This window comes from Aliiglaciecola sp. CAU 1673 (genome assembly GCF_029223185.1).
Classification (GTDB): domain Bacteria; phylum Pseudomonadota; class Gammaproteobacteria; order Enterobacterales; family Alteromonadaceae; genus Bowmanella.
In genome coordinates this window covers 127,932-149,021 of record NZ_JARHUG010000012.1, presented here as the reverse complement: position 1 = coordinate 149,021, position 21,090 = coordinate 127,932, and the positions used below count along the sequence as shown (strand labels likewise).

Here is a 21,090-nt window from a genome sequence, read left to right as displayed (position 1 = left end):
GGAGGTCAGGAAACGGCCTAACTATCTTATCTCTGAGCAACGTCTACTCTGGGCTTTACACGAATATTCTCGTCTGGTCCACACGCTGGGGAGACCTGAATTATGAGGGGATCCCCCAGCGCCCAGATTTAGACTCTTGTTTAAAGGTAAGTTCTTTAGCGTTTTTGCTAGACTGGGTCTACTAAAATACCGATCAATTTAGAAGAGAATCTGCTCAATGCTTATTGAGCCTAGATCTAATTCAACGTTTTCGCTGATACCCCCAGCGCGCCATTAAATCCTGATCCAACCCCAGGTGGTCCAGAATACGGGCCACCACAAAATCCACTAAATCCTGAATGGACTGCGGATTGTGATAAAAGCCTGGGCTGGCGGGCATAATGGTGACGCCCAAATTGGAGAGTTTAAGCATATTTTCCAAATGAATACTGGATAGGGGCATTTCCCTTGGCACCAGGATCAGCTGGCCGCGCTCTTTAATCACCACATCGGCGGCCCGCTCAATCAGGTTATCGCTGGCACCTACGGCGATGGCCGACAAGGTGCCGGTGGAGCAGGGACAGACCACCATTTGCTTGGGTGCCGCCGAGCCTGAGGCTACCGGCGAGAACCATTCATCCTTACCAAATACCCGGATTTGCTCGGCCTTGGCCTGATAACGTTCTTGTAGCCATTCGGTGGCCGACTGGGGATTTGCGGGGATCTGCAAATTTTCCTCGGTAGCCAGCACCACCCGTGCGGCAGAAGAAATCAACACAAAAACCTGATACTCGGCTTTGACCAATATCTCGAGCAGTCGCAGGGCATAAGGCGCACCGGAAGCGCCGGTAATTGCCAGTGTTATTTGTCCTTTAAAGGCCATATTTTTGCTCCAGGGCCGAGAGCAGTTTCTGATGAATGCCACCAAAACCACCGTTACTCATCACCAAAATATGGTCGCCGGGCTTGGCTTGCGCCACTGCTGTATTGATTAGGTCCTGCAAGTCTTTATGGCAGGTTGAGGGTACCTGACTGCCCGCCACCAGATCCTGCATAGACCATGGCAGATTGTCCGGCTCAAACACCAATGCCGAATCGGCAGCCTGCCAAGAGTTCACCAGGGTATCCTTATGTACGCCCATTTTCATGGTATTGGAGCGCGGCTCCAGAATGGCCAGGATGCGCTCCTTGCCAACCCTGGCGCGAAGACCGCCTAAGGTCGTGGCAATGGCGGTAGGATGATGGGCAAAATCATCGTACAGAGTGATATCCGCCACCTTACCTTTGACTTCCATACGCCGTTTAACGTTTTGAAAACTGGCCAACGCCTCGATGGCTACCGCAGGCGGTACACCAGCATGGCGGGCAGCGGCTATTGCCATCAGCGCGTTTTGCGTATTGTGATCGCCGAGTAAACCCCATTTTACCTGACCAAGGTTTTCGCCCTGTAACAGCACATTAAAAGCCGAGCCATCAGCCGTCACTTTCTCCACTTGCCAGTCTTTACCGGTTTGCTCAAACGGGGTCCAGCAACCTTTGGCCAGCACTTGCTGCAAAGGCTGATCCTCCGCCGGGCTCAATATCAAACCATTGCCTGGCACCATACGAATAAGGTGATGGAATTGCTTTTGGATAGCCGCCAAGTCATCGAAGATATCGGCGTGATCAAACTCAAGGTTGTTGAGGATTAATGTGCGTGGACGATAGTGCACAAACTTAGAACGCTTATCGAAAAAGGCACTGTCGTATTCATCGGCTTCGATCACGAAAAAGGGGGATTCACCCAACGCCGCAGAAATACCGAAATTTTCGGGAATACCGCCAATCAAAAAACCCGGCTTCAAACCGGCATATTCCAAGATCCAGGCCAGCATACTGGAGGTGGTGGTTTTACCATGGGTACCGGATACCGCCAGCACCCAGCGATCTTTAAGCAGATTTTCCAATAACCACTGCGGGCCGCTGGTGTAATACAAACCGCGCTCCAGCACATATTCGACTGCCGGATTGCCTCGACTCATGGCATTGCCGATCACCACCAAATCCGGCTGCTCGGCAAATTGCACCGGGTCGAAGCCCTGAAAAAGCTCAATACCGAGCGTTTCTAATTGCGTGCTCATGGGCGGATAGACATTGGCATCGGAGCCGGTGACTTTGTGACCCAGAGCTTTGGCCAGGGCGGCAATCCCCCCCATAAAGGTGCCACAGATACCAAGAATATGAATATGCATAGAAAAAACTACAGAAATAAACTGTGGCAAAGACTATCAGAAGTACGTCAACTCAGGCCAGGACTACCGCATGCGGGACAGTCCCGGTGGAATTGGATACAATAGGCGAATAATAAAAATACCCTACAAATAACAACTTAGTCGGTCACCGACATAGCAAAGGTCCATGCCCTTATGAAACGACTCAATACCCAATTACAAGAAGACGGCTGCCCCCTAGAGTTAATCCTGCTGATCCGCACACTGCTGGCGGCCTGCAAAGAGATTTCCTTCCGGGTCAGCCAGGGCGCGTTAGCCGGTGTGCTGGGCTCGACCCTGAGTGACAATGTGCAGGGTGAACGCCAGAAAAAGCTGGATGTGATCTCTAACCAGATCCTCAAAGACATTCTTTCCGAGTCCGGGTACGTAAAAGCCATTTCCTCTGAAGAAGAAGACAATGTGATCGGCTGTAACCCCGAAGGTAAGTACCTGGTCAGCTTCGATCCGCTGGATGGCTCATCCAACACCGACATTAACAGCCTGATCGGTACCATTTTCTCTATTTTCCATGCACCGCAATGGATGGAGCCAAGCGATCCTTCCGCCTTTTTGCAGCCCGGTACCCAGCAAGTGGCGGCGGGCTACGTTCTATACGGTCCCTCCACCATGCTGGCCATGACCACCGGCCGTGGTACCCATCTGTATACGCTGGATAAAACCCACGGCGGTTTCCTGCTGACTCGGGGCAATGTACAGGTGCCCAAAGAAACCCAGGAATTTGCCATCAATACCTCCAACCAGCGTCACTGGGAGCCCTGTATGCAACAGTATGTGGCTGATCTTTTGGCAGGCGACCAGGGACCCCGTGGCAAAAACTACAATATGCGCTGGGTGGCAGCCATGGTCGGTGATATTCACCGCGTGCTATGCCGTGGCGGCATCTTTGCTTATCCCTGGGACAATCGTGAAGCCAAGAAACCCGGTAAGCTGCGACTGATGTATGAAGCCAATCCCATGGCCTTTTTGATGGAACAGGCCGGTGGCGGTGCATCCACTGGCCATGGCCGTATTCTGGAAGTGATGCCCACCGACATCCACCAGCGGGTACCAGTACTGCTGGGTTCTGCCGATGAAGTGAATGCTTGCGTCGGTTACTACAAAGACTAATAAAAAGGTGTCGTCGGCAATGCCGGCGACACCCTATTCACTGTCTTTTCAGGCCTTTTTCTTGGCCAGTTTCACTACTTGATTATCGGCTGCGGCTTCAGCTTCATTTTGCGGTTCTTCGGCCAGCAATTCTGCCGCATTGGCTCCTTTGAACAGTTTGGATACCTGGTCTTTGTTCTGAGACAGCAGGATAGAGAGCGTTTCCAGGGTCTGCTCATCCAGCCCTAAACCTTTACCCTGGATATAGTCGGCCAGATTATCAGCCACCTCCAGCATCTTGTCGTACTGGTCTGCCTCTTTCTTATCTGTCGTCACCAGCTTCTCCACCCCTTTGTGCTCCACAACATATTTTGTGATTACGGCCATCGTTTGCTCCCCTTGGTATGAATTGAAATCAGGCTACCACGACAACTGTTTTTATGTACAGTATATTTGAGGTATTCCCAACGATTAGCCTTTTGGATTTCCCGCTTGGATACAAAACAGGGCTTAGATATAGTCGCCAAAAATACAGCTAAGCAGAGAACAGTGATGGACGCGAGTTTTTGGCATCAACGCTGGGCAAGCAACGAAATCGGCTTTCACGGCAGTGAAGCCAATCCTATGCTGGTTGAGCATTTCAGTTCCCTGAACCTGAACAAAGGCGAGCGCATATTTTTGCCCTTATGCGGCAAAACACTGGATATTACCTGGTTACTGGCCCAAGACCTTAAGGTCGTAGGCGCTGAGTTAAGCGAAATCGCTATCCAGCAACTCTTTGCCGAGTTAGGAGTGACACCGACGATATCAGAATGGTCAAAGGGAAAGCACTACAGAGCCGAAAATCTGGATATCTACGTAGGTGACTTTTTTGCTATGCAGGCGCAAACCTTGGGCCACGTGGATGCAATCTACGACCGGGCAGCGATGGTGGCTCTGCCCGAATCTATGCGCCTGCAATACACAACTCACTTAATGGCACTAACCGCAAGAGCCCCCATGTTGCTGATCAGCTTCGAGTACGATCAACGTCTGATGCCAGGGCCCCCGTTTTCGGTGACAGAAAAAGAAATCACTGCTCATTACCAGCCAAACTACCAATTACAACAACTGGCGGCTAAGGAAGTGCCTGGTGGTCTGAAAGGAAAATGCCCTGCCAGGGAATGCGTATGGCTATTAGCGTCAAAGTGACACCTAACTTTTAGGGTGCACTAGAGAGCTTTACACTCTCTGCAGGACGGATGGCAATTCTGTGATTGAGTATCTGCTCGAGAATGCCAAGCTCCCGAATTTGCGCCAAAGCCGCGTCAAAGACAGCAACGTCCTCCTCACTGACAGAAAGCTTTGAGAACATCAGGAATGTCTGTGCCTCTTGCTCCGTTGTCATATAAGCCAGTGCTTTGATCTTGCCGGCATATTCACTGTGGGTGTTGACCCTTTGCTGACCTCCGTATTCTGAGTCCAGGTACCCCTCTATCCTGCCAAGCAACAACATCTGCGGTAAACGGTCAGCCTGATCCAGTACCACCAGGCTCTGCTTAAACCAGGATTGATTGCTCAATTGGTCAAACTCATCCGAATAGGAAATCCCACGAAGCACGCCCAATTTAAATTTTCGTCCTTTTAGATCCGACAGCTGAGTAATGTTTTGCAGGGCCTGCAGATGTTCCGTGCCCACAAACAACATATTGTGCCCCTGGCGAAAAGGCACGGTAGAAAATCTTGCATAACGTTCACGCTCGGGCGTTTTGGCTGCAGACAAAGCCATATCATACGCGCCCAACTCCACTTCTTTGAGGATCCGTTGCCATGGCGATTCCACCAACTCAAACTGAAAGGGGCTTTGTGCGAAGACTGCTTGGACGATATCGATATCGATGCCCGACCATTCACCGGATGGACTCTTCTCGCGATAGAGAGGGCGTTCCTGAATACCGATCAGGAAAGTGCGTTTACCTTCATCCGCCCAGGCACTGAAGCTGGCTAAGATCAAAATGCAAACGACGACTTTGAACATTGGCTACCTTTAACAACCACTGATGCACCAAAAGCTGCTTCTAAAGCATATGCTTATTCAGGGTGTCTGACCAGTGAGAAAAGGCGCCCGCAGGCGCCTATTTTGCTTATAGAAGGGGCGCGATAACCAAACTGACAATGGCCATCACATTGATCAGAATGTTCATGGAGGGGCCGGAGGTATCTTTAAAAGGATCGCCTACGGTATCGCCGACGACGGCAGCCGCATGAACTGCAGAGCCCTTACCGCCATAGTTGCCTTTTTCCACGAATTTTTTGGCATTGTCCCAGGCGCCCCCGGCATTGGCCATCATCAGCGCCAGCAGCACACAGCCAAGTAGCGCTCCACCGAGCATCCCGCCTAAAGCGTGGGGGCCCAATCCAAAACCAACGATGGGTGGTACGGCTACTGCCAGCACGCCGGGCAAAATCATTTTCTTCAACGCGGCTTGCGTGGCGATATCTACACACCGCGCGGTATCAGGCTGCGCGGTTCCTTCCATCAGCCCTTTTATTTCGCGGAACTGACGGCGAATTTCCTGGATCATATCGAATGCCGCATCGCCCACTGCAGTCATGGTGATTGAGGCAATCAAAAACGGCAGGATGCCACCAATAAACAATCCTACCAATACGATGGGATCGCCTAAGTGTAAGGTGAAGTGGTCATAGCGATTGCTCATGGTTTCCACAAAAGCGGCAATAATGGCCAATGCCGCCAGCGCCGCTGCACCAATTGCAAACCCTTTACCAATGGCTGCAGTGGTGTTACCCAGCTCATCCAACGAATCGGTAATGGCGCGGGTTTCTTTGCCCAGACCGCCCATCTCGGCAATACCCCCGGCATTGTCTGCTACCGGGCCATAGGCATCTATAGCCATGGTAATACCCACAGTGGCCAGCATGCCGACTGCGGCAATACCAACACCATACAGGCCGGATAAAGTGGTAGAGAAGTAGATGATGGCGCAAATGGTCAGCACTGGGACCACCACCGACTGCATCCCCACGGACAAACCGGTGATCATCACAGTAGCGGGACCGGTTTCACCGGCCTTGGCAATTTTGCGAATCGGAGAGGAGGCGGTGTAATACTCAGTGACCAGACCGATGATAATACCGCCCAGCGCGCCTGTTAATACTGACCACCAGACTTCAGTGGCAATACCCACCTGCTGGATCACGAAATAAGCTGCGATAATAAAGATAAGGGCAGCCGACATGGTACCGGCACGAAGTGCTACATCGGGCTTACTGCCGGACATCACTTTGACCAGCAGAATGCCTAATACCGAGCAAAGCAGACCGGTAGAGGCCAACGCCAGGGGCAGAAACATCAGTGATTCTCTGCTGCCCAAGGCACCGACCACCATAGTGGAGGCGATGGCGATAGTGGCAATCATGGAGCCACAATAGGATTCGAAAATATCCGAACCCATACCGGCAACGTCACCCACATTGTCACCGACGTTGTCGGCAATCACGCCAGGGTTGCGAGGATCATCCTCGGGGATCCCGGCTTCAACCTTACCCACCAAATCGGCACCCACATCGGCGCTCTTGGTAAAAATACCACCGCCCACCCGCGAAAATAGTGCCACTACTGAAGCGCCCATACCAAAGCCATGAATTACATGGGCGGTTTCGGGGTCGCCACCAAAAAACCAATACAGCATACCCAAACCCAACAATCCCATGCTGGCCACACAAAGTCCCATAATGGAGCCACCCATAAAGGCCACGGATAGTGCCTCTGCCGCGCCTTTATCGTGAGCGGCCTGGGTGGTGCGCACATTGGCTTTGGTGGCAGTAAACATGCCGATATACCCGGCTAACGCGGAACAAATGGCACCTACTGCAAATGCGAGTGTCGTGTCAGGACCTAGCGCAAAATACAGCGCGATGCCCAGAGCCAGGGCAAAGGTAAACAGCATCTTATATTCACGATGCATGAAGACCATGGCCCCCAGATGGATTTGATCGGCAATGGCACCGATGGCTTTATTGGTCACAGGAATGCGCTTGATTAGCGCATAAATAATAAAGGCAAAGACCAGGCCAAGCAGGCCCAGTAATGGCGGCAAGTAAAAATATTCAGTCATGTTTTCCCCTGAAGTTACATCAATGTTACTGACGCTTATTGCGCCCGGGGTCTATACCAAGCCTGCCCATCAACGACGGGTTTGATATCGCTGCCATTACCACACCAGAGGCAGTCTTACCCCTTTGTTTTCGTTAGTAAATTTCAAGAATGCTTAGTGACTATAACCCCGCCCTGCCATTATGTCAGCCTGCTATTTGTGCAAATTGCATATTTTTAATGCAAGGTGGCTGCTCCACCTCATTTACATTCCCTAACACTTGGGGACTTTTCTGCAACGCCATTTCCGTTAACGTAAGCGGGTAAAAAACTTGCTGACCTTGGTCGGCCCCAATCAGGAACGCACAGAATGAAAAAGACTCTAGTCGCTCTGGCCCTATGCGGCGCATTCTCTCCGATGCTGGCGATCAGCGCAGAAAACACCACTTCACCTCAGGCTATAGTTGCCGCTGAACAAAGCGAAAGCGTCAAACTCACAACCCTGACAGATCAGTACATCGAAGAGACTTTGCCACGTAACCCCATCAATGCCATGTTTTTTGGTGACAACAGATTTAATCATCTGTGGCCCAACAGTCTGACTGAAACCTTTATTCAGGAAGGGGTGGATATTGATAAGAAGTATCTGGCTGCACTGAAGAAAATTGATAAGAGTAAACTGCAGGGTCAGGATATTTATACTTACGACATCTTCGAAAATAATCTGAAGAGCAACCTTGAAGGCAGCGAAATCCCTTTCCAGCTATTACCTCTGAATCAATTTATTTTCAGCCCCCATAACTTCTTTGTGCAACTGGGTTCAGGCCTGAGCGCACAGCCGTTTAACAACGCCCAGGACTTTGAAAACTTCCTCAAGCGAGCCGAAGGTTTTGTTGTGTGGATGGATCAGGCCATCATCAATATGCGCGAGGGCATCAAACAAGGCGTGGTCCAACCCAAGCCGGTAGTGAAGTCGATGATCCCGCAGATGCAGGCGCAAGTCATTGATGACCCCAGCCAAAGCCCATTAATGGGTCCGCTCAATAACGCTGGCGAAAAGCTCAGCGCAGAAGAAAAAGCCAAGCTCGAAAAAGCCTATCTGGCACTGATTGAAAAGCGTATGACGCCAGCCTTTAAGCGAATGGCCGACTTCCTGCAAAATGAGTATTTGCCCAAGGCCCGTGAAAGCCACGGCCTGGCGGGCATGCCGGGGGGTAAGGCCTGGTATGAGTATATGATCAAGGTCAATACCACCTTGCCCCTGACCGCCGAACAAATTCATCAAACCGGTCTCAATGAAGTGGCCCGCATCCACGATGAAATGCGTACCGTAGCCAAAGAGGTGGGCTTCAAGGGCAGCCTGGAAGAATTCTTTACTTATCTGGAAACCGATCCCAAGTTTTATTTTGAATCGCCGGATGATGTGCTTAACGCTTACACCGAACTCAAAGAAAAGATGGCCCCACTGGTCAGCAAACTGTTCAGCACCATTCCTAAAGCCGACTATGTGCTTAGAGCCTATCCGGAAGCACAAGCCAAGTCAGCGCCTGGCGCTTCCTATATTCCAGCGGCCGCAGACGGCTCGCGTCCGGGTGTCTTTTTCGCCAACACCTTCAATCTTAAGGGGCAGCCTAAATACGGCACCGAGACACTGTCTATTCATGAAGCCGTGCCCGGCCATCATTTCCAGCTAAGCCTGCAAAATGAGATTAAAGGGTTACCGAAAATCCGCACCCAGAACTTCTACACCGTGTACGCCGAAGGCTGGGCCTTGTACGCAGAGAGCCTGGGTAAGGATTTGGGCTTTTTCACCGATCCCTACCAGTATTTCGGTAAACTCAATGCTGAGCTGTTCCGCGCCATGCGTTTAGTGGTGGATACCGGGTTGCATCACAAGGGCTGGACCCGTGAGCAAGCCATTGCCTATATGATGGATAACTCGACCATGGTGGAGTCCGATGTGACCGCCGAAGTGGAGCGTTATATGGTCATGCCTGGTCAGGCCCTGGCTTATAAAACGGGGCAGTTGAAGCTCCAGGAGCTGCGTGACATGGCACAGAGCAAGCTGGGTGATCGCTTCGATATCAAGCACTTCCATGACTTGGTGCTGCTGGATGGTCCGCTGCCCATGCCATTGCTGGAAAGAAAAGTGCAGCAATGGATAGACAGTGCTGGCGGGAATGGTGCCGCTGTTGCTCAATAATTGGGTATATTAGGCCTTAAGCGGCGGGTTTTCGCCCGCCGCTGGTTTTATCTTCGCCAACTGACCGCTATAATCCGCGCACCCGTTTTTTCACCATTAAGGATTGCGCGATGAGCTTGAATGCCGTGCCTGCTGGCAAGAACCTGCCAGAAGAAATCAATGTAATTATCGAAATCCCGGCCCACTCGGACCCGGTAAAGTATGAAGTGGACAAAGAATCCGGCGCCATTTTCGTTGACCGCTTTATGGCCACTTGTATGCACTACCCCACCAACTACGGTTATGTGCCTCATACTCTGTCTGAAGACGGCGACCCGGTTGATGTGCTGGTGATCACACCTTTCCCACTGCTGGCCGGCTCTGTAATCCGCTGCCGTCCGGTGGGTGTACTGAAGATGACTGACGAGTCTGGCGCCGATGCTAAAGTCTTGGCCGTACCGGCAGACAAACTCTCCACCATCTATCGTGGTATTACCGAAATTGATCAGGTCCCAGAGTTGCTGCTTAAGCAAATCGAGCACTTCTTCGAGCACTATAAAGATCTGGAACCCAACAAGTGGGTCAAGATTGATAAGTGGGCCAATGCTGCCGAAGCCAAAGAAGAAATTATGTCCAGCGTGAAGCGTTACAACGACGCGCCAGACAAACCTGCGTTCTAATGCATAAAGCCGGCGACAGCCGGCTTTTTTTATGGGCAAATGCTCTGCCTTAAAATGGTACAATAGATGCCGTCTTGCACGGAGACTGCCTTTGAAAACGTTGCAGCACATTCGCCACAATCCCCAATATTTGCTTTTGGCAATGGCATTTGTCATGCCGCTCACGTTCTCGGTGTGGAATGCGCTGCTGAATAACTTTGTAATCGAAGCAGCAAATTTCAACGGCGCCCAGATCGGTCTACTGCAAAGCCTTCGCGAAGTACCAGGATTTCTCGCCTTTACAGCAGTTTTTCTATTGCTGGTGCTAAAGGAACAGACCTTTGCCTTGCTGTCTTTAGCTCTGTTGTCGGTGGGCGTGGCCATCACTGGCTGGTTTCCCTTCGAGATTGGGCTCTATGCCACCACGGTGCTGATGTCCATCGGCTTTCACTACTTTGAAACCATCAATCAATCATTAACCCTGCAGTGGCTAAAAAAAGAGTATGCCCCTGCTTTTATGGGGCGTCAGTTGGCGGTTAGAAGCTGCGCCTCGTTGCTGGCCTATGGCGCTATTTGGGTACTAATGGAGTATGTCGGCATCGGCTTTAACGCCATGTATATGCTCGCTGGTGGTGCCGGTCTGCTGGTGGTCATCTTCTTATGGGTGTTCTTCCCCCGCTTTGAGCAGCCGAGCTTGCAACACAAGCATTTACTGTTACGCAGGCGGTACTGGCTTTACTACTGCCTGACCTTCTTTAGCGGCGCCAGGAGGCAGATTTTTATTGTCTTCGCCGCGTTTATGATGGTGGAAAAATTTGGCTATACGGTAGGCGAAATCAGCCTGCTGTTTATGCTTAATTATGTGTTCAATCTGTTGTTTGCTCCGGCTATCGGGCGTTGGATTGCCCGCGTCGGCGAACGCAGTGCACTGGTATTTGAATACTGTGGTTTAATATTGCTGTTTGTCAGTTACGGTATAGTGGAAGATGCCCGCTTGGGTGCCGCGCTCTATGTGGTCGATCATCTGCTGTTCGCCTTGGCAATTGCCATGAAAACCTATTTGCAGAAGATTGCCGATCCCAAGGACATTGCCGCCACCGCCAGCGTCAGCTTTAGCATCAACCATATCGCAGCGGTGATTATCCCCGCGCTCCTCGGCGTGGTGTGGCTAACCTCCCCCAGTTTGGTATTTTTTATCGGCGCAGGCTTTGCCTGTTGCTCTTTGCTACTGTCATTGAATATTCCGGCTATCCCTCAACCCGGCAATGAAGTGCGTAAAAATCCTTTTGGTTGGGCCAATCAGCCAAATCTTATTCCTGAATCATCCAAGGTGTGAATAGATGAAAAAGTTGTTATCCCTGTGCCTGTTTCTGCTACCACTTACCTCCATGGCTGCGCCCAAAGAGCTTTATTGGGAAGACCTCGCCCCACAAGACTTCGTGATGCCAGAACAGTCCGTCCTACATGATGGTAGCAATATGGCGCAGATTTCACCCAATGCTCCGATAGTGAAGGAGTTAGATGGCTTGGAAGTAAGGATCCCAGGTTTTGTAGTGCCATTAGAAGGAGATGATAAGACCCTGACAGAATTTCTGTTGGTGCCCTACTTCGGTGCTTGCATCCACGTGCCGCCACCACCGGCCAACCAGATTGTCTATGTGCAGTTTGAAAAAGGCGCTTTGATTGACAATCTCTACGATGCGGTTTGGATCACCGGCACTTTATCTACGCAAGGTTGGAGCGGAGATATTGCCACCGTGGGCTATCGCCTTAAAGGGATTAAGGTTGAGCCTTATGAGGGCTAACCAAGCCATCTGATGATTCGAGCTTACAAAAAGGAGGGACAACTAACGACGCAGCAAGCTGCTTTTGATTTTTTTCTGGAAACTTGGTGAAGGCTAATCTAGCTTTTGACATGACTAGGTAAGCTTTTGATGCACAATAATTTCTCCTGCAAAAGGATCATCTGAATGAAGCTATCACGTTTTCGCTCGCTGCAAGGATGCCTGTCACTGGTTTTCACTGCTGGCATTGTATTTGCGCCTGCACTACGCGCAGACATTGCCATTATTGCTCATCCGAGCAATAACAACTCGCTCTCCGCCAAGGATGTTGAACGCCTTTTTACCGGCAAGACCAAGTCGTTTGCCGATGGCACTAAAGCCGAACCTCTTAACTTGGTGAGTTCTCAGGGCAACCGGGAAGCATTTGACCAACAGTATTTGGGCCGCTCGACCACGCAAGTATCGGCGTTTTGGTCACAACAGATCTTTACCGGAAAAGGTATGCCTCCTAAAGAGGTAGGCTCAGACGCCGAAATGCTCAAAGAAATAAGCTCCAATCCCAATGCTATTGGCTACGTAGATAGAGCCGCGGTAGACGGCAGCGTAAAAGTGATGACCATCAACTAGGAGAGCAATACATGAAAAGACTAAGCTATATCGCACTCGCCACCGTATTGGCTTTCCCTGCCGCAGCAGAAATCCAGATCAATGGTTTTGCCAATTTCATCGGCGGCATGACCACCAATGACGAAGACAGCGTTTATGAATACGATGGGGATTTAGGATTCACACCCAACAGTCTGGTAGCCATTCAAGTACGTTCTCAAATTAGTCCCGAGCTTTCCGCCACCGCCCAGCTGCTTGGTCGCGGCTCAGAAGACTATGACGCCAAATTTGAGTGGGCCTATTTTACCTACAACCTCAGCGAGCAGAGCAGTTTAAGTGGTGGCCGTCTGCGCCTGCCGTTATTTAAATATTCAGCATCGCTGGATGTTGGCTATTCCTATCATTGGATTGCGCCGCCCTCTTCCGTTTATGACGTACCATTTAATAACGTTGACGGTATTCGCTTCGATCATCAAAGCAATGTGGGTGACTGGGACTACAACATTCAGCTGGTGGGCGGCAGTAATACCTCAGATGTGAATATCGCGGGCCAAAGCGCCGAACTGGAAATTAAAAATATCCTGGCCATTTCCGCCTCTGCCAGTCGCGATGGGTTTTCTGCCAGGGCACTACGCGCCGTTGGCAAAGTCAGCATCAGCGCGCAAGCTCTTGATCCTCTGCTTGATGGTCTCAATCAGTTCTCACCAATTTTGCCAAATACTGCGCTTTTGGCTGAACAAATAGATACTACCGATGAAAGCGGAACATTTTCAGAAATCGCCTTGGATTACGATGCTTTTGATTGGTTCGTAGGGGCTGAATTTACGCGCATCGAGTTGGACGATGGCTTGATTTCTGAAAATCAGGATGCCTGGTATGTGACTGCCGGTATGCGACTAGGGAAGTTTACCCCGCACATCACCTATGAGGTGTATGAAGCCGATGAAAATAAACAAGGCCTGGCATTAGCGAATGGTTTACCTTTTGTTATTAATACCGGTAATCCGGCTTTAGATGCAGCCTGGGCAGGCTCTGGTCTGAAACAGGGGGCTACAGGCCTGTTGCTAGGACAGCGGGATGACACCGAAGCTGTCAATCTGGGCTTGCGCTATGATCTGATGTTCGGCTTAGCACTAAAAGCAGATATCACCTGGTATGAAAGCAACCTAAATGCGGCACAAGATGCAACGCTGGTTCGTTTTGGTGCCAATTATACTTTCTAATTTTTACATATTAAGGGTGAGTAGAAATCACCCTTGCCGCTTAATAGTAAAAACATTCGGTAGTGAGACACATGAATTTATTTAACCGTATCTCCATCGCCCAAAAGATTTTGCTAATACCTGTTATTGGCACGGTCAGCTTTCTACTTTATCTGATTATCTCCAGCATTACCGCACTTGATAATGTTGATACCTTGGAACAGGTAAAGAGTAAGCAATTCCCGGCATTAGAGAGTGCTGCCAATGTGCTTAACAACATGAAGCGGGTCAGAGACACTCTAAGCAGTGCGGTCACCACCGGAGATGAGGAAGCCCTTACCAATGCCAGCAGTCTCGCAAAAGAGGTGCGAGAAGAGATGGTCGGCATCAAGAATATCAGCCAGGAATTTACCTCTGATATGGATAGCTTAGGGCAAGAGTTTGATAGCTATTTCAAATTAGCGTACGAAGTCTCCGAATCTATGGTTAAGGGAACGGCTGATTTCAGCAAGCTGGGGCAATTGTCTGCAGATATGAATGGTCGCTATGATCAAACGATATTACAGATGACTGCTTTTAAGGACAGACAAAACCAAGCATTCCAACAGGCCTTTGCAGATGCCAACAGTGCAGCGAAATCATTGGTCACAGTAGGTATTATCATGGGCGTGATTACCACTGTTTTACTCTTTGCTACAGCTCTGCCGGTCATTGCCGGTATCAAAGGAAGCATTGTCCAAGTGGTTAACTCGCTGAAAGATATTGCCCAAGAAAACGGCGATCTGACAGTACGATTACAAACTAAAAGCCAAGACGAAATCGGTGAATTGGTGCACTGGTTTAATTTGTTTATCGAGAAGCTTCAGGGTGTCGTTAAGGATATCGTCAATTCCAGTTTGCCCCTTTCTAACCTGGCTCAGAATCTTTATCAACTGACCGATGAAACCAACCGCACCATCGATGTGCAGCAACGCAGCGCTGAACAGGCCAAGCAATCAGTGGACAATATGAGCGCCACCGTGGCAGAAGTGGCCGACAGCGCAGCTCAGGCAGCTAACGCAGCGGGAGAGGGCACCGAAGCCGCTGAGCAGGGAAAACAGGTAGTGGAACGCACTGTACGCAGCATTCAGCAGTTAGCCGACAACGTCCGCGAAACGGCAGAAGTAATTACCAAGCTGGAAGGGGACTCCAACAAAGTGGGTACCGTATTGGATGTAATCAAAAACATTGCCGAGCAAACCAATCTCCTGGCCTTAAATGCCGCTATTGAAGCGGCGCGGGCGGGGGAGCAGGGCCGTGGTTTTGCCGTGGTTGCCGATGAGGTGCGCACGCTGGCTTCGCGCACCCAGCAAAGCACCGAGGAAATCCAAGCCACCATTCAGCAATTGCAAAATGCAGCCCGCTCTGCGGTGACGGTGATGAAAAAAGGCACGGAACAGGCCGGTAATAGTGTTGAAACCGCCAATCAAGCTGGCAGCAGCTTGACCGCTATCAACGCCACGATCCAACGCATCAGCGAGATGAACGCACAAATCGCCAGGGCTACCGAAGAACAGCAATCGGTCGCTCGCAGCATTGTCATCAATGTGGATGAAATTCATAAACGCACCCACAGTACGGCACAAAGCTCGGGAAAACTAGCACAAGTCAGCAGCGAGTTGGCCGACTTAGCCAAACACCTTGAGGCCATTACCCGGCAGTTTAAGGTGTGATGTTCGAGGAGCGTCGAGTGAGGGACTCCTCCTTACAGCTACCAACCTAGGTATAAATCTGCTCGGCGCGGTTAAATAGCACCCAGGAAGTAAGTATGTACTTATCACCCGACTTAGGAATATTACCGCGGTGAGTATGGGTGAAGTAGGCGGGGGCGATCACCATCCTTCCCGCCTCTGGCTTGATAGACAGGTCCTGATAGTAAAAGTCCGTTTCGCCGCCTTCTTCCACATCATTGAGATAGAACATAAACAGCAGCATACGGTGCAGTGCATCGTTATGGCCTTGCTGGGGATAGACCTCTGAATGCCAGTACGGGTAGCCCCCTTCACCCTTAGGGTATTTCTGTGCATTGATATCGCCAAGACGAAACAGATACTGCACAAAATTTTGCAAATTCGGCCGGCCCAGTTCCTCAAAGTTATTCTGGGTCAGCTTTACGGGCTGGCCGGTCTGAGGATGCTTTATGGTTAAACCAATAGGGCCAATCAGGGCAAAATAGTATTTGGCAAAATAGTCCATCAGATGTTTGCCGGTGGTTTGCAGCACTTGCGGCAAGAGCGTTTGGAACTCAGGCGCTCGGGTGATTTGCACATCCAGACTGCGTTTCTTGTCCAGATCCACTCCACCGCTGGTCTGCCCTGGCGCTCTGTTAGGGCTTTGCTCAAACTGACGGATAAGAGATTGGCAAAGCTCCAGCGGCAAAGCATCGTCGATCACTTCAATAAACTGACTCATGCCGTCACCATCAGCCTTTCCAGTGCCTCTCTTATTTCAGGCTCGATGGGCCTCGAGCCCTGGGTGTTGTAATCGAAATGGACCAGGGTTGTAAGGCCAGTGGCGCAGTGCTGCCCTTGTTGCCAGACTTCCTGATGCACATCGAAAGAGCTTTTGCCGATACGGGCAATGCCGGTACGCACTTGCACCTCATGGCCGAAATAAATCTGCTTCAGAAAATCAATTTTGTAACTGGCCAATATCAGCGGCCAGTTGTTGAGATCCATGTCTGGGGTAAAGAGCCTGAAAACCGGCTCCCTGGCAGCCTCAAACCAGCCCGCTAATACCGTGTTGCTGACATGGCGCAGGGCATCGGTTTCATAAAACCTGACGGTGAAGTTTTGGCTTAGCATCAAGCCCCCTTATTTTCTAGCAGCGGCTCTAAGAAACGGCCGGTATGGGATTGCGGTGAATCGGCAATCTTTTCCGGGGTGCCTTCGGCAATGATCTGACCGCCGCCTGAGCCACCTTCAGGCCCCAGATCTACCAGGTAATCGGCGGTTTTTATCACATCCAGGTTATGCTCTATCACCACCACGGTATTGCCGTGATCGCGAAGACGGTGCAATACCTGTAACAACTGCTTAATGTCGTGGAAATGCAGACCGGTGGTCGGCTCATCCAAAATATACAACGTCTTGCCAGTGTCCCGCTTGGACAGCTCCCGCGCCAGCTTCACCCGCTGCGCTTCGCCGCCCGACAAGGTGGTGGCGCTTTGTCCCAGACGAATGTAAGACAAGCCCACATCCATTAAAGTTTGCAGTTTGCGGGCGATGGCCGGGATCACATCAAAGAATTCCCTGGCATCCTCCACCGTCATTTCCAGCACTTCGTGAATGCTCTTGCCCTTGTATTTGATTTCCAGGGTTTCACGGTTGTAGCGTTTACCCTTGCACACATCGCATGGCACATAGATATCCGGCAGGAAGTGCATTTCCACCTTGATCACGCCATCGCCCTGACAGGCCTCACAGCGACCGCCTTTGACGTTAAAGCTGAAACGTCCGGGCTGATAGCCGCGCGAACGGGCTTCCTGAGTGCCGGAAAACAGCTCACGGATGGGAGTAAATAGCCCTGCATAGGTAGCTGGGTTGGAGCGCGGTGTGCGACCAATGGGGCTTTGGTCAATATCCACCACCTTATCTAAGTGTTCCAGGCCCTTCACCTCGGTATAAGGTGCCGGTTCACCCACCGTGGCATTGTTAAGCGCCTGATGGGCAATCACAAACAGGGTGTCGTTAATCAAAGTCGATTTGCCGGAACCGGAAACGCCGGTAACGCAGGTCATCAAACCGATGGGCAGGCGCAAATTAACGTCTTTAAGGTTATTGCCCCTGGCACCCGACAGCTCCAGCCAATGCTCTCCTAATGGCGTGCGCTTGGCAGGCACTTCAATTTGTTCCCTGCCAGACAAGTACTTACCCGTTAGGGAGTGCTCACTTTCCAAAATATCCTTGAGCTGTCCTTGCGCGACGATGTGGCCGCCATGCACACCGGCACCGGGGCCAATATCGAGGATATAGTCGGCGGCGCGGATAGCATCTTCATCGTGCTCGACCACTATCACCGTATTGCCCAGATCACGCAGGTGGGTCAGGGTTGTCAGCAAGCGCTCGTTGTCCCGTTGATGCAAGCCGATAGAGGGTTCATCCAATACATACATTACGCCTACCAGACCGGCACCAATCTGACTGGCCAGACGAATACGCTGGGCCTCACCACCGGAGAGGGTCTCGGCACTGCGTGACAAAGACAGATAATTCAAACCCACGTTGACCAGAAAACTGAGGCGATCACGGATTTCCTTTAGGATTTTCTCGGCAATTTGCGCGCGCTTACCGCTTAACTCCAAGGCCTCAAAAAAGCCTAAAGACTCAGCAATGGAAAGTTCGGTCACTGCAGGCAAGTTGGTTTTGCCAATAAACACATGGCGTGCTTCCTGACGCAAGCGGCTGCCACCACAGCTATTGCAGGGTTGATGACTTAAATATTTGGCCAGCTCTTCGCGCACCGCATTGGATTCCGTTTCGCGATAGCGCCGCTCCATATTGGGGATAATGCCCTCGAAGGGATGCTTGCGTTCCATCACATCGCCACGATCGTTGATGTACTTGAATTTGATGGAGGTGCCTTTGCTGCCAAACAGCACTACCTCTTTGGCCTTATCATCCAACTCCCCCAGGGGCTTGGTCAGATCGAACTTGTAGTGTTCGGCCACGGCCTGTAGCATCTGGTAGTAGTAGTAACTGCGCTTGTCCCAGCCACGAATAGCGCCACCGGCCAGGCTCAGTTCGTCATTGCTGACCACTTTGGTGGGATCGAAAAACTGCCTTGTGCCCAAGCCGTCGCAGGTCTGACAGGCACCAGCCGGGTTGTTAAAGGAAAACAGGCGTGGCTCTAACTCGGCCATGCTGTAGCCACAATGGGGACAGGCAAAATTGGCAGAGAAAACTATTTCTTCGCGGCCTTCTTCTTCCATCCAGGCAATTTTGGCGGTACCGCCGGACAAGCCCAAGGCGGTCTCAAAGGATTCGGCCAAACGCAGTTGCAGGTCATCACGGACCTTGAATCTGTCCACCACCACTTCAATGCTGTGCTTTTTATGCAGATCCAGGGTCGGGGGGTCAGACAAATCACAGATTTCGCCATCGATGCGGGCGCGGATAAAGCCCTGAGCGGCAAGGCTTTCCAGGGTCTTGATATGTTCACCTTTACGCTCTTGCACCACAGGCGCCAGTAGCATCAACTTGCTGCCTTCAGGCAACGACAATACCTTATCCACCATCTGGCTTATGGTTTGAGCATCCAGCGGCACATTGTGGTCGGGACAACGTGGCTCGCCCACCCGGGCAAACAGCAGACGCAGATAGTCGTATATCTCGGTAATAGTACCCACAGTAGAGCGCGGGTTGTGGGAGGTAGATTTCTGCTCGATGGAGATCGCCGGTGACAACCCTTCGATATGATCCACATCGGGCTTCTCCATCATCGACAGGAACTGACGGGCATAAGCGGAGAGGGATTCCACGTAACGGCGTTGCCCTTCGGCATACAGGGTGTCAAAAGCCAGGGAAGACTTTCCTGAACCAGACAGGCCGGTGATTACAATCATTTTGTCCCTGGGCAGGGACACATTGATATTCTTCAGATTATGAGTGCGCGCGCCGCGTACCTCTATCTTATCCACGTGTTGTTATCCCGGTGCATATGAAAACCCCTAGTATTGCATAATCGGCTGCGGCAAAACGAATGAAATTTCCCTTTGGATCATCTACTTCAGGGCTTTGGGATGTAAGCTTTCACCCCCCTCCCCCTCATGCTAAACTTCGCGCCCTGATTGATTCGAGCCCCATTTTGAGTTGAACCACACCGAACTTCGCGCCGCCACCTCGTTGGCTTTTGTTTATGTGCTGAGAATGCTCGGCCTGTTTATGGTCATGCCTGTATTGGCATTACTGGCGCTTGAGTATGCCGACTATTCGCCGCTGCTACTGGGGCTGGCTATTGGTGGCTATGGTTTAACCCAAGCCGTATTACAAATTCCAATGGGCATGCTCTCCGACCGCATCGGTCGCAAACCGGTCATTGTGGCGGGACTGGTGATGTTTGCCTTCGGTAGTTTGGTGGCAGCTATGGCAGATAGCCTGATGTGGGTAGTTATCGGGCGTATTTTACAGGGAGCCGGCGCCATTGCCGGAGCGGTGATGGCGCTTGCTGGCGACGTTAGCCGTGACAGTCAACGCCCCAAGGTGATGGCAGTAATCGGCGTATCCATCGGCTTTTCATTTTATTTGTCACTACTGCTTGGTCCCTTATTATCAGAGGACTATGGCTTAAGCGGCATTTTCTGGGCCACCAGCCTGCTGGCCCTGGCCTGTATTCCTTTAGTGATTTTTGTGGTACCCAAGGCACAAAATCTGGCGCCCAGTGGTGATACCCTGCCCCGGCTCAAGGACCTGGGCGCTTTATTGATGGAGCCAAAGCTGCGAAAACTCAATTTCAGTGTATTGGTTCTGCACTTGCTGATTACGCTGTTGTTTATGCAATTTCCTAAACTGCTGGTCGCCCAAGGCTGGCCATTGGACAGTCATTGGCAGATTTATCTGCCCGTCTTACTGCTTTCGGTGCTGGCCATGGCAATGCTGATGCGTCTCTCCAAACGCCTTGGTGCAAGTAAGGCGCTGAAGCTATCCATATTGCTGCTGACGCTGGCTTTTGCCGGCCTGGCATTAGTCAGCAATCAGTGGCTGTTATTGCTGATGTGCTGGCTGTTTTTTACCGGCTTTAACTATCTCGAAGCCAACCTGCCGGCGCTGGTATCCAGTCTGGCCCCAGCTGGCAAGAAGGGCTCGGCCATGGGCGCCTACGCCAGTTTTCAATTTTTTGGTGCCTTCTTAGGTGGAAGCCTGGCGGGCGTCATTGGGCAGTATCTGGGCAATGCCTGGCTATTCCCGGCGGCGGCGCTGCTGAGCCTGATTTGGCTTTTCTTATTGGGCGATATGGCTGGTGGCGCTGGCCATTTAAAACGTTATACACTAGCGGTTAATCCGGCCAACGGACCCATCGAACAGATTGTGCAGGAATTACGGCGCATGGCAGGTGTCAAAGACATTACCTTGGTACCTGAGGAATTGGCCATCTACCTCAAGGTAGACAGTCGTCAGTTCAACCTGCGGCAAGCCAGGCAGGTGGTAAATTCCGGCCTCCCCCCGCAAGCATAAACCGGCGTTGGGCCA

General features: G+C 51.2%; 18 protein-coding genes. 10 read left to right on the top strand and 8 right to left on the bottom strand.

Annotation, left to right across the window (positions count from 1 at the left end; all coding sequences use genetic code 11):
• Positions 1-241: 241 nt before the first annotated feature.
• A complete protein-coding gene (locus P2G88_RS12980; protein ID WP_275796639.1) occupies positions 242-862 on the bottom strand; it encodes a flavin prenyltransferase UbiX in 621 nt (206 codons plus the stop codon).
• Positions 852-2,210: a UDP-N-acetylmuramate:L-alanyl-gamma-D-glutamyl-meso-diaminopimelate ligase gene (gene mpl / locus P2G88_RS12975; protein ID WP_275796637.1), complete on the bottom strand. Its 1,359-nt coding sequence runs from the start codon at positions 2,208-2,210 to the stop codon at positions 852-854. The genes P2G88_RS12980 and mpl overlap by 11 nt, the downstream gene beginning before the upstream one ends.
• A gap of 174 nt (positions 2,211-2,384) precedes the next feature.
• Between mpl and P2G88_RS12970 the strand changes: the two genes are divergently transcribed.
• Positions 2,385-3,356, top strand: coding sequence for a class 1 fructose-bisphosphatase (locus tag P2G88_RS12970; RefSeq protein WP_275796635.1), 972 nt, complete (start codon positions 2,385-2,387; stop codon positions 3,354-3,356).
• Positions 3,357-3,404: 48 nt separating this feature from the next.
• Here the strand turns inward: P2G88_RS12970 and P2G88_RS12965 are convergent, their stop codons facing one another.
• Positions 3,405-3,722 carry a YebG family protein gene (locus tag P2G88_RS12965; protein WP_275796633.1) on the bottom strand — a complete coding sequence of 106 codons (318 nt, stop codon included), beginning with the start codon at positions 3,720-3,722 and terminating at the stop codon, positions 3,405-3,407.
• Positions 3,723-3,887: 165 nt separating this feature from the next.
• Here P2G88_RS12965 and tmpT point away from each other — a divergent pair, with 165 nt between their 5' ends.
• Positions 3,888-4,526: a thiopurine S-methyltransferase gene (tmpT, locus tag P2G88_RS12960; protein ID WP_275796631.1), complete on the top strand. Its 639-nt coding sequence runs from the start codon at positions 3,888-3,890 to the stop codon at positions 4,524-4,526.
• A gap of 10 nt (positions 4,527-4,536) precedes the next feature.
• On the opposite strand, the gene P2G88_RS12955 is transcribed toward tmpT, so the two are convergent.
• Both P2G88_RS12955 and P2G88_RS12950 read right to left on the bottom strand, forming a co-directional pair.
• Entirely contained in the window at positions 4,537-5,352 is an 816-nt protein-coding gene (locus P2G88_RS12955; RefSeq protein ID WP_275796629.1) for a transporter substrate-binding domain-containing protein, read from the bottom strand.
• A gap of 106 nt (positions 5,353-5,458) precedes the next feature.
• Positions 5,459-7,453, bottom strand: coding sequence for a sodium-translocating pyrophosphatase (locus P2G88_RS12950; protein WP_275796627.1), 1,995 nt, complete (start codon positions 7,451-7,453; stop codon positions 5,459-5,461).
• Positions 7,454-7,801: 348 nt separating this feature from the next.
• Between P2G88_RS12950 and P2G88_RS12945 the strand changes: the two genes are divergently transcribed.
• The 7 genes from P2G88_RS12945 (at position 7,802) to P2G88_RS12915 (ending at position 15,576) form a co-directional block, all read left to right on the top strand.
• Positions 7,802-9,634, top strand: coding sequence for a DUF885 domain-containing protein (locus P2G88_RS12945; protein WP_275796625.1), 1,833 nt, complete (start codon positions 7,802-7,804; stop codon positions 9,632-9,634).
• Positions 9,635-9,744: 110 nt separating this feature from the next.
• A complete protein-coding gene (gene ppa / locus P2G88_RS12940; protein ID WP_275796623.1) occupies positions 9,745-10,293 on the top strand; it encodes an inorganic diphosphatase in 549 nt (182 codons plus the stop codon).
• Positions 10,294-10,384: 91 nt separating this feature from the next.
• Positions 10,385-11,608 (top strand): MFS transporter, encoded by a 1,224-nt coding sequence (locus P2G88_RS12935; RefSeq protein WP_275796621.1) that lies wholly within the window; start codon positions 10,385-10,387, stop codon positions 11,606-11,608.
• 4 nt (positions 11,609-11,612) lie between these two features.
• Positions 11,613-12,077: a DUF3299 domain-containing protein gene (locus tag P2G88_RS12930; RefSeq protein WP_275796619.1), complete on the top strand. Its 465-nt coding sequence runs from the start codon at positions 11,613-11,615 to the stop codon at positions 12,075-12,077.
• Positions 12,078-12,242: 165 nt separating this feature from the next.
• The gene (locus P2G88_RS12925) at positions 12,243-12,683 is read left to right on the top strand and encodes a phosphate ABC transporter substrate-binding protein (protein ID WP_275796618.1); all 441 of its coding nucleotides are present in this window, start codon (positions 12,243-12,245) and stop codon (positions 12,681-12,683) included.
• Between the two features lie 11 nt (positions 12,684-12,694).
• A complete protein-coding gene (locus P2G88_RS12920) occupies positions 12,695-13,885 on the top strand; it encodes a topoisomerase IV (protein ID WP_275796616.1) in 1,191 nt (396 codons plus the stop codon).
• A 71-nt stretch (positions 13,886-13,956) separates the two neighbouring features.
• Complete coding sequence (locus P2G88_RS12915; protein WP_275796614.1) at positions 13,957-15,576, top strand: methyl-accepting chemotaxis protein; 1,620 nt, start codon at positions 13,957-13,959, stop codon at positions 15,574-15,576.
• 46 nt (positions 15,577-15,622) lie between these two features.
• On the opposite strand, the gene P2G88_RS12910 is transcribed toward P2G88_RS12915, so the two are convergent.
• The 3 genes from P2G88_RS12910 to uvrA are packed head-to-tail and all read right to left on the bottom strand — an operon-like array spanning position 15,623 to position 19,541.
• A complete protein-coding gene (locus tag P2G88_RS12910) occupies positions 15,623-16,315 on the bottom strand; it encodes a 2OG-Fe(II) oxygenase (protein ID WP_275796612.1) in 693 nt (230 codons plus the stop codon).
• Entirely contained in the window at positions 16,312-16,707 is a 396-nt protein-coding gene (locus P2G88_RS12905; protein ID WP_275796610.1) for a thioesterase family protein, read from the bottom strand. The genes P2G88_RS12910 and P2G88_RS12905 overlap by 4 nt, the downstream gene beginning before the upstream one ends.
• Positions 16,707-19,541 carry an excinuclease ABC subunit UvrA gene (gene uvrA, locus P2G88_RS12900; RefSeq protein WP_275796608.1) on the bottom strand — a complete coding sequence of 945 codons (2,835 nt, stop codon included), beginning with the start codon at positions 19,539-19,541 and terminating at the stop codon, positions 16,707-16,709. Before uvrA ends, P2G88_RS12905 begins: the two co-directional genes overlap by 1 nt.
• 172 nt (positions 19,542-19,713) lie before the next feature.
• Here uvrA and P2G88_RS12895 point away from each other — a divergent pair, with 172 nt between their 5' ends.
• Positions 19,714-21,075, top strand: a complete 1,362-nt coding sequence (locus P2G88_RS12895) for an MFS transporter (RefSeq protein ID WP_275796606.1) — start codon at positions 19,714-19,716, stop codon at positions 21,073-21,075.
• Positions 21,076-21,090 lie beyond the last annotated feature (15 nt).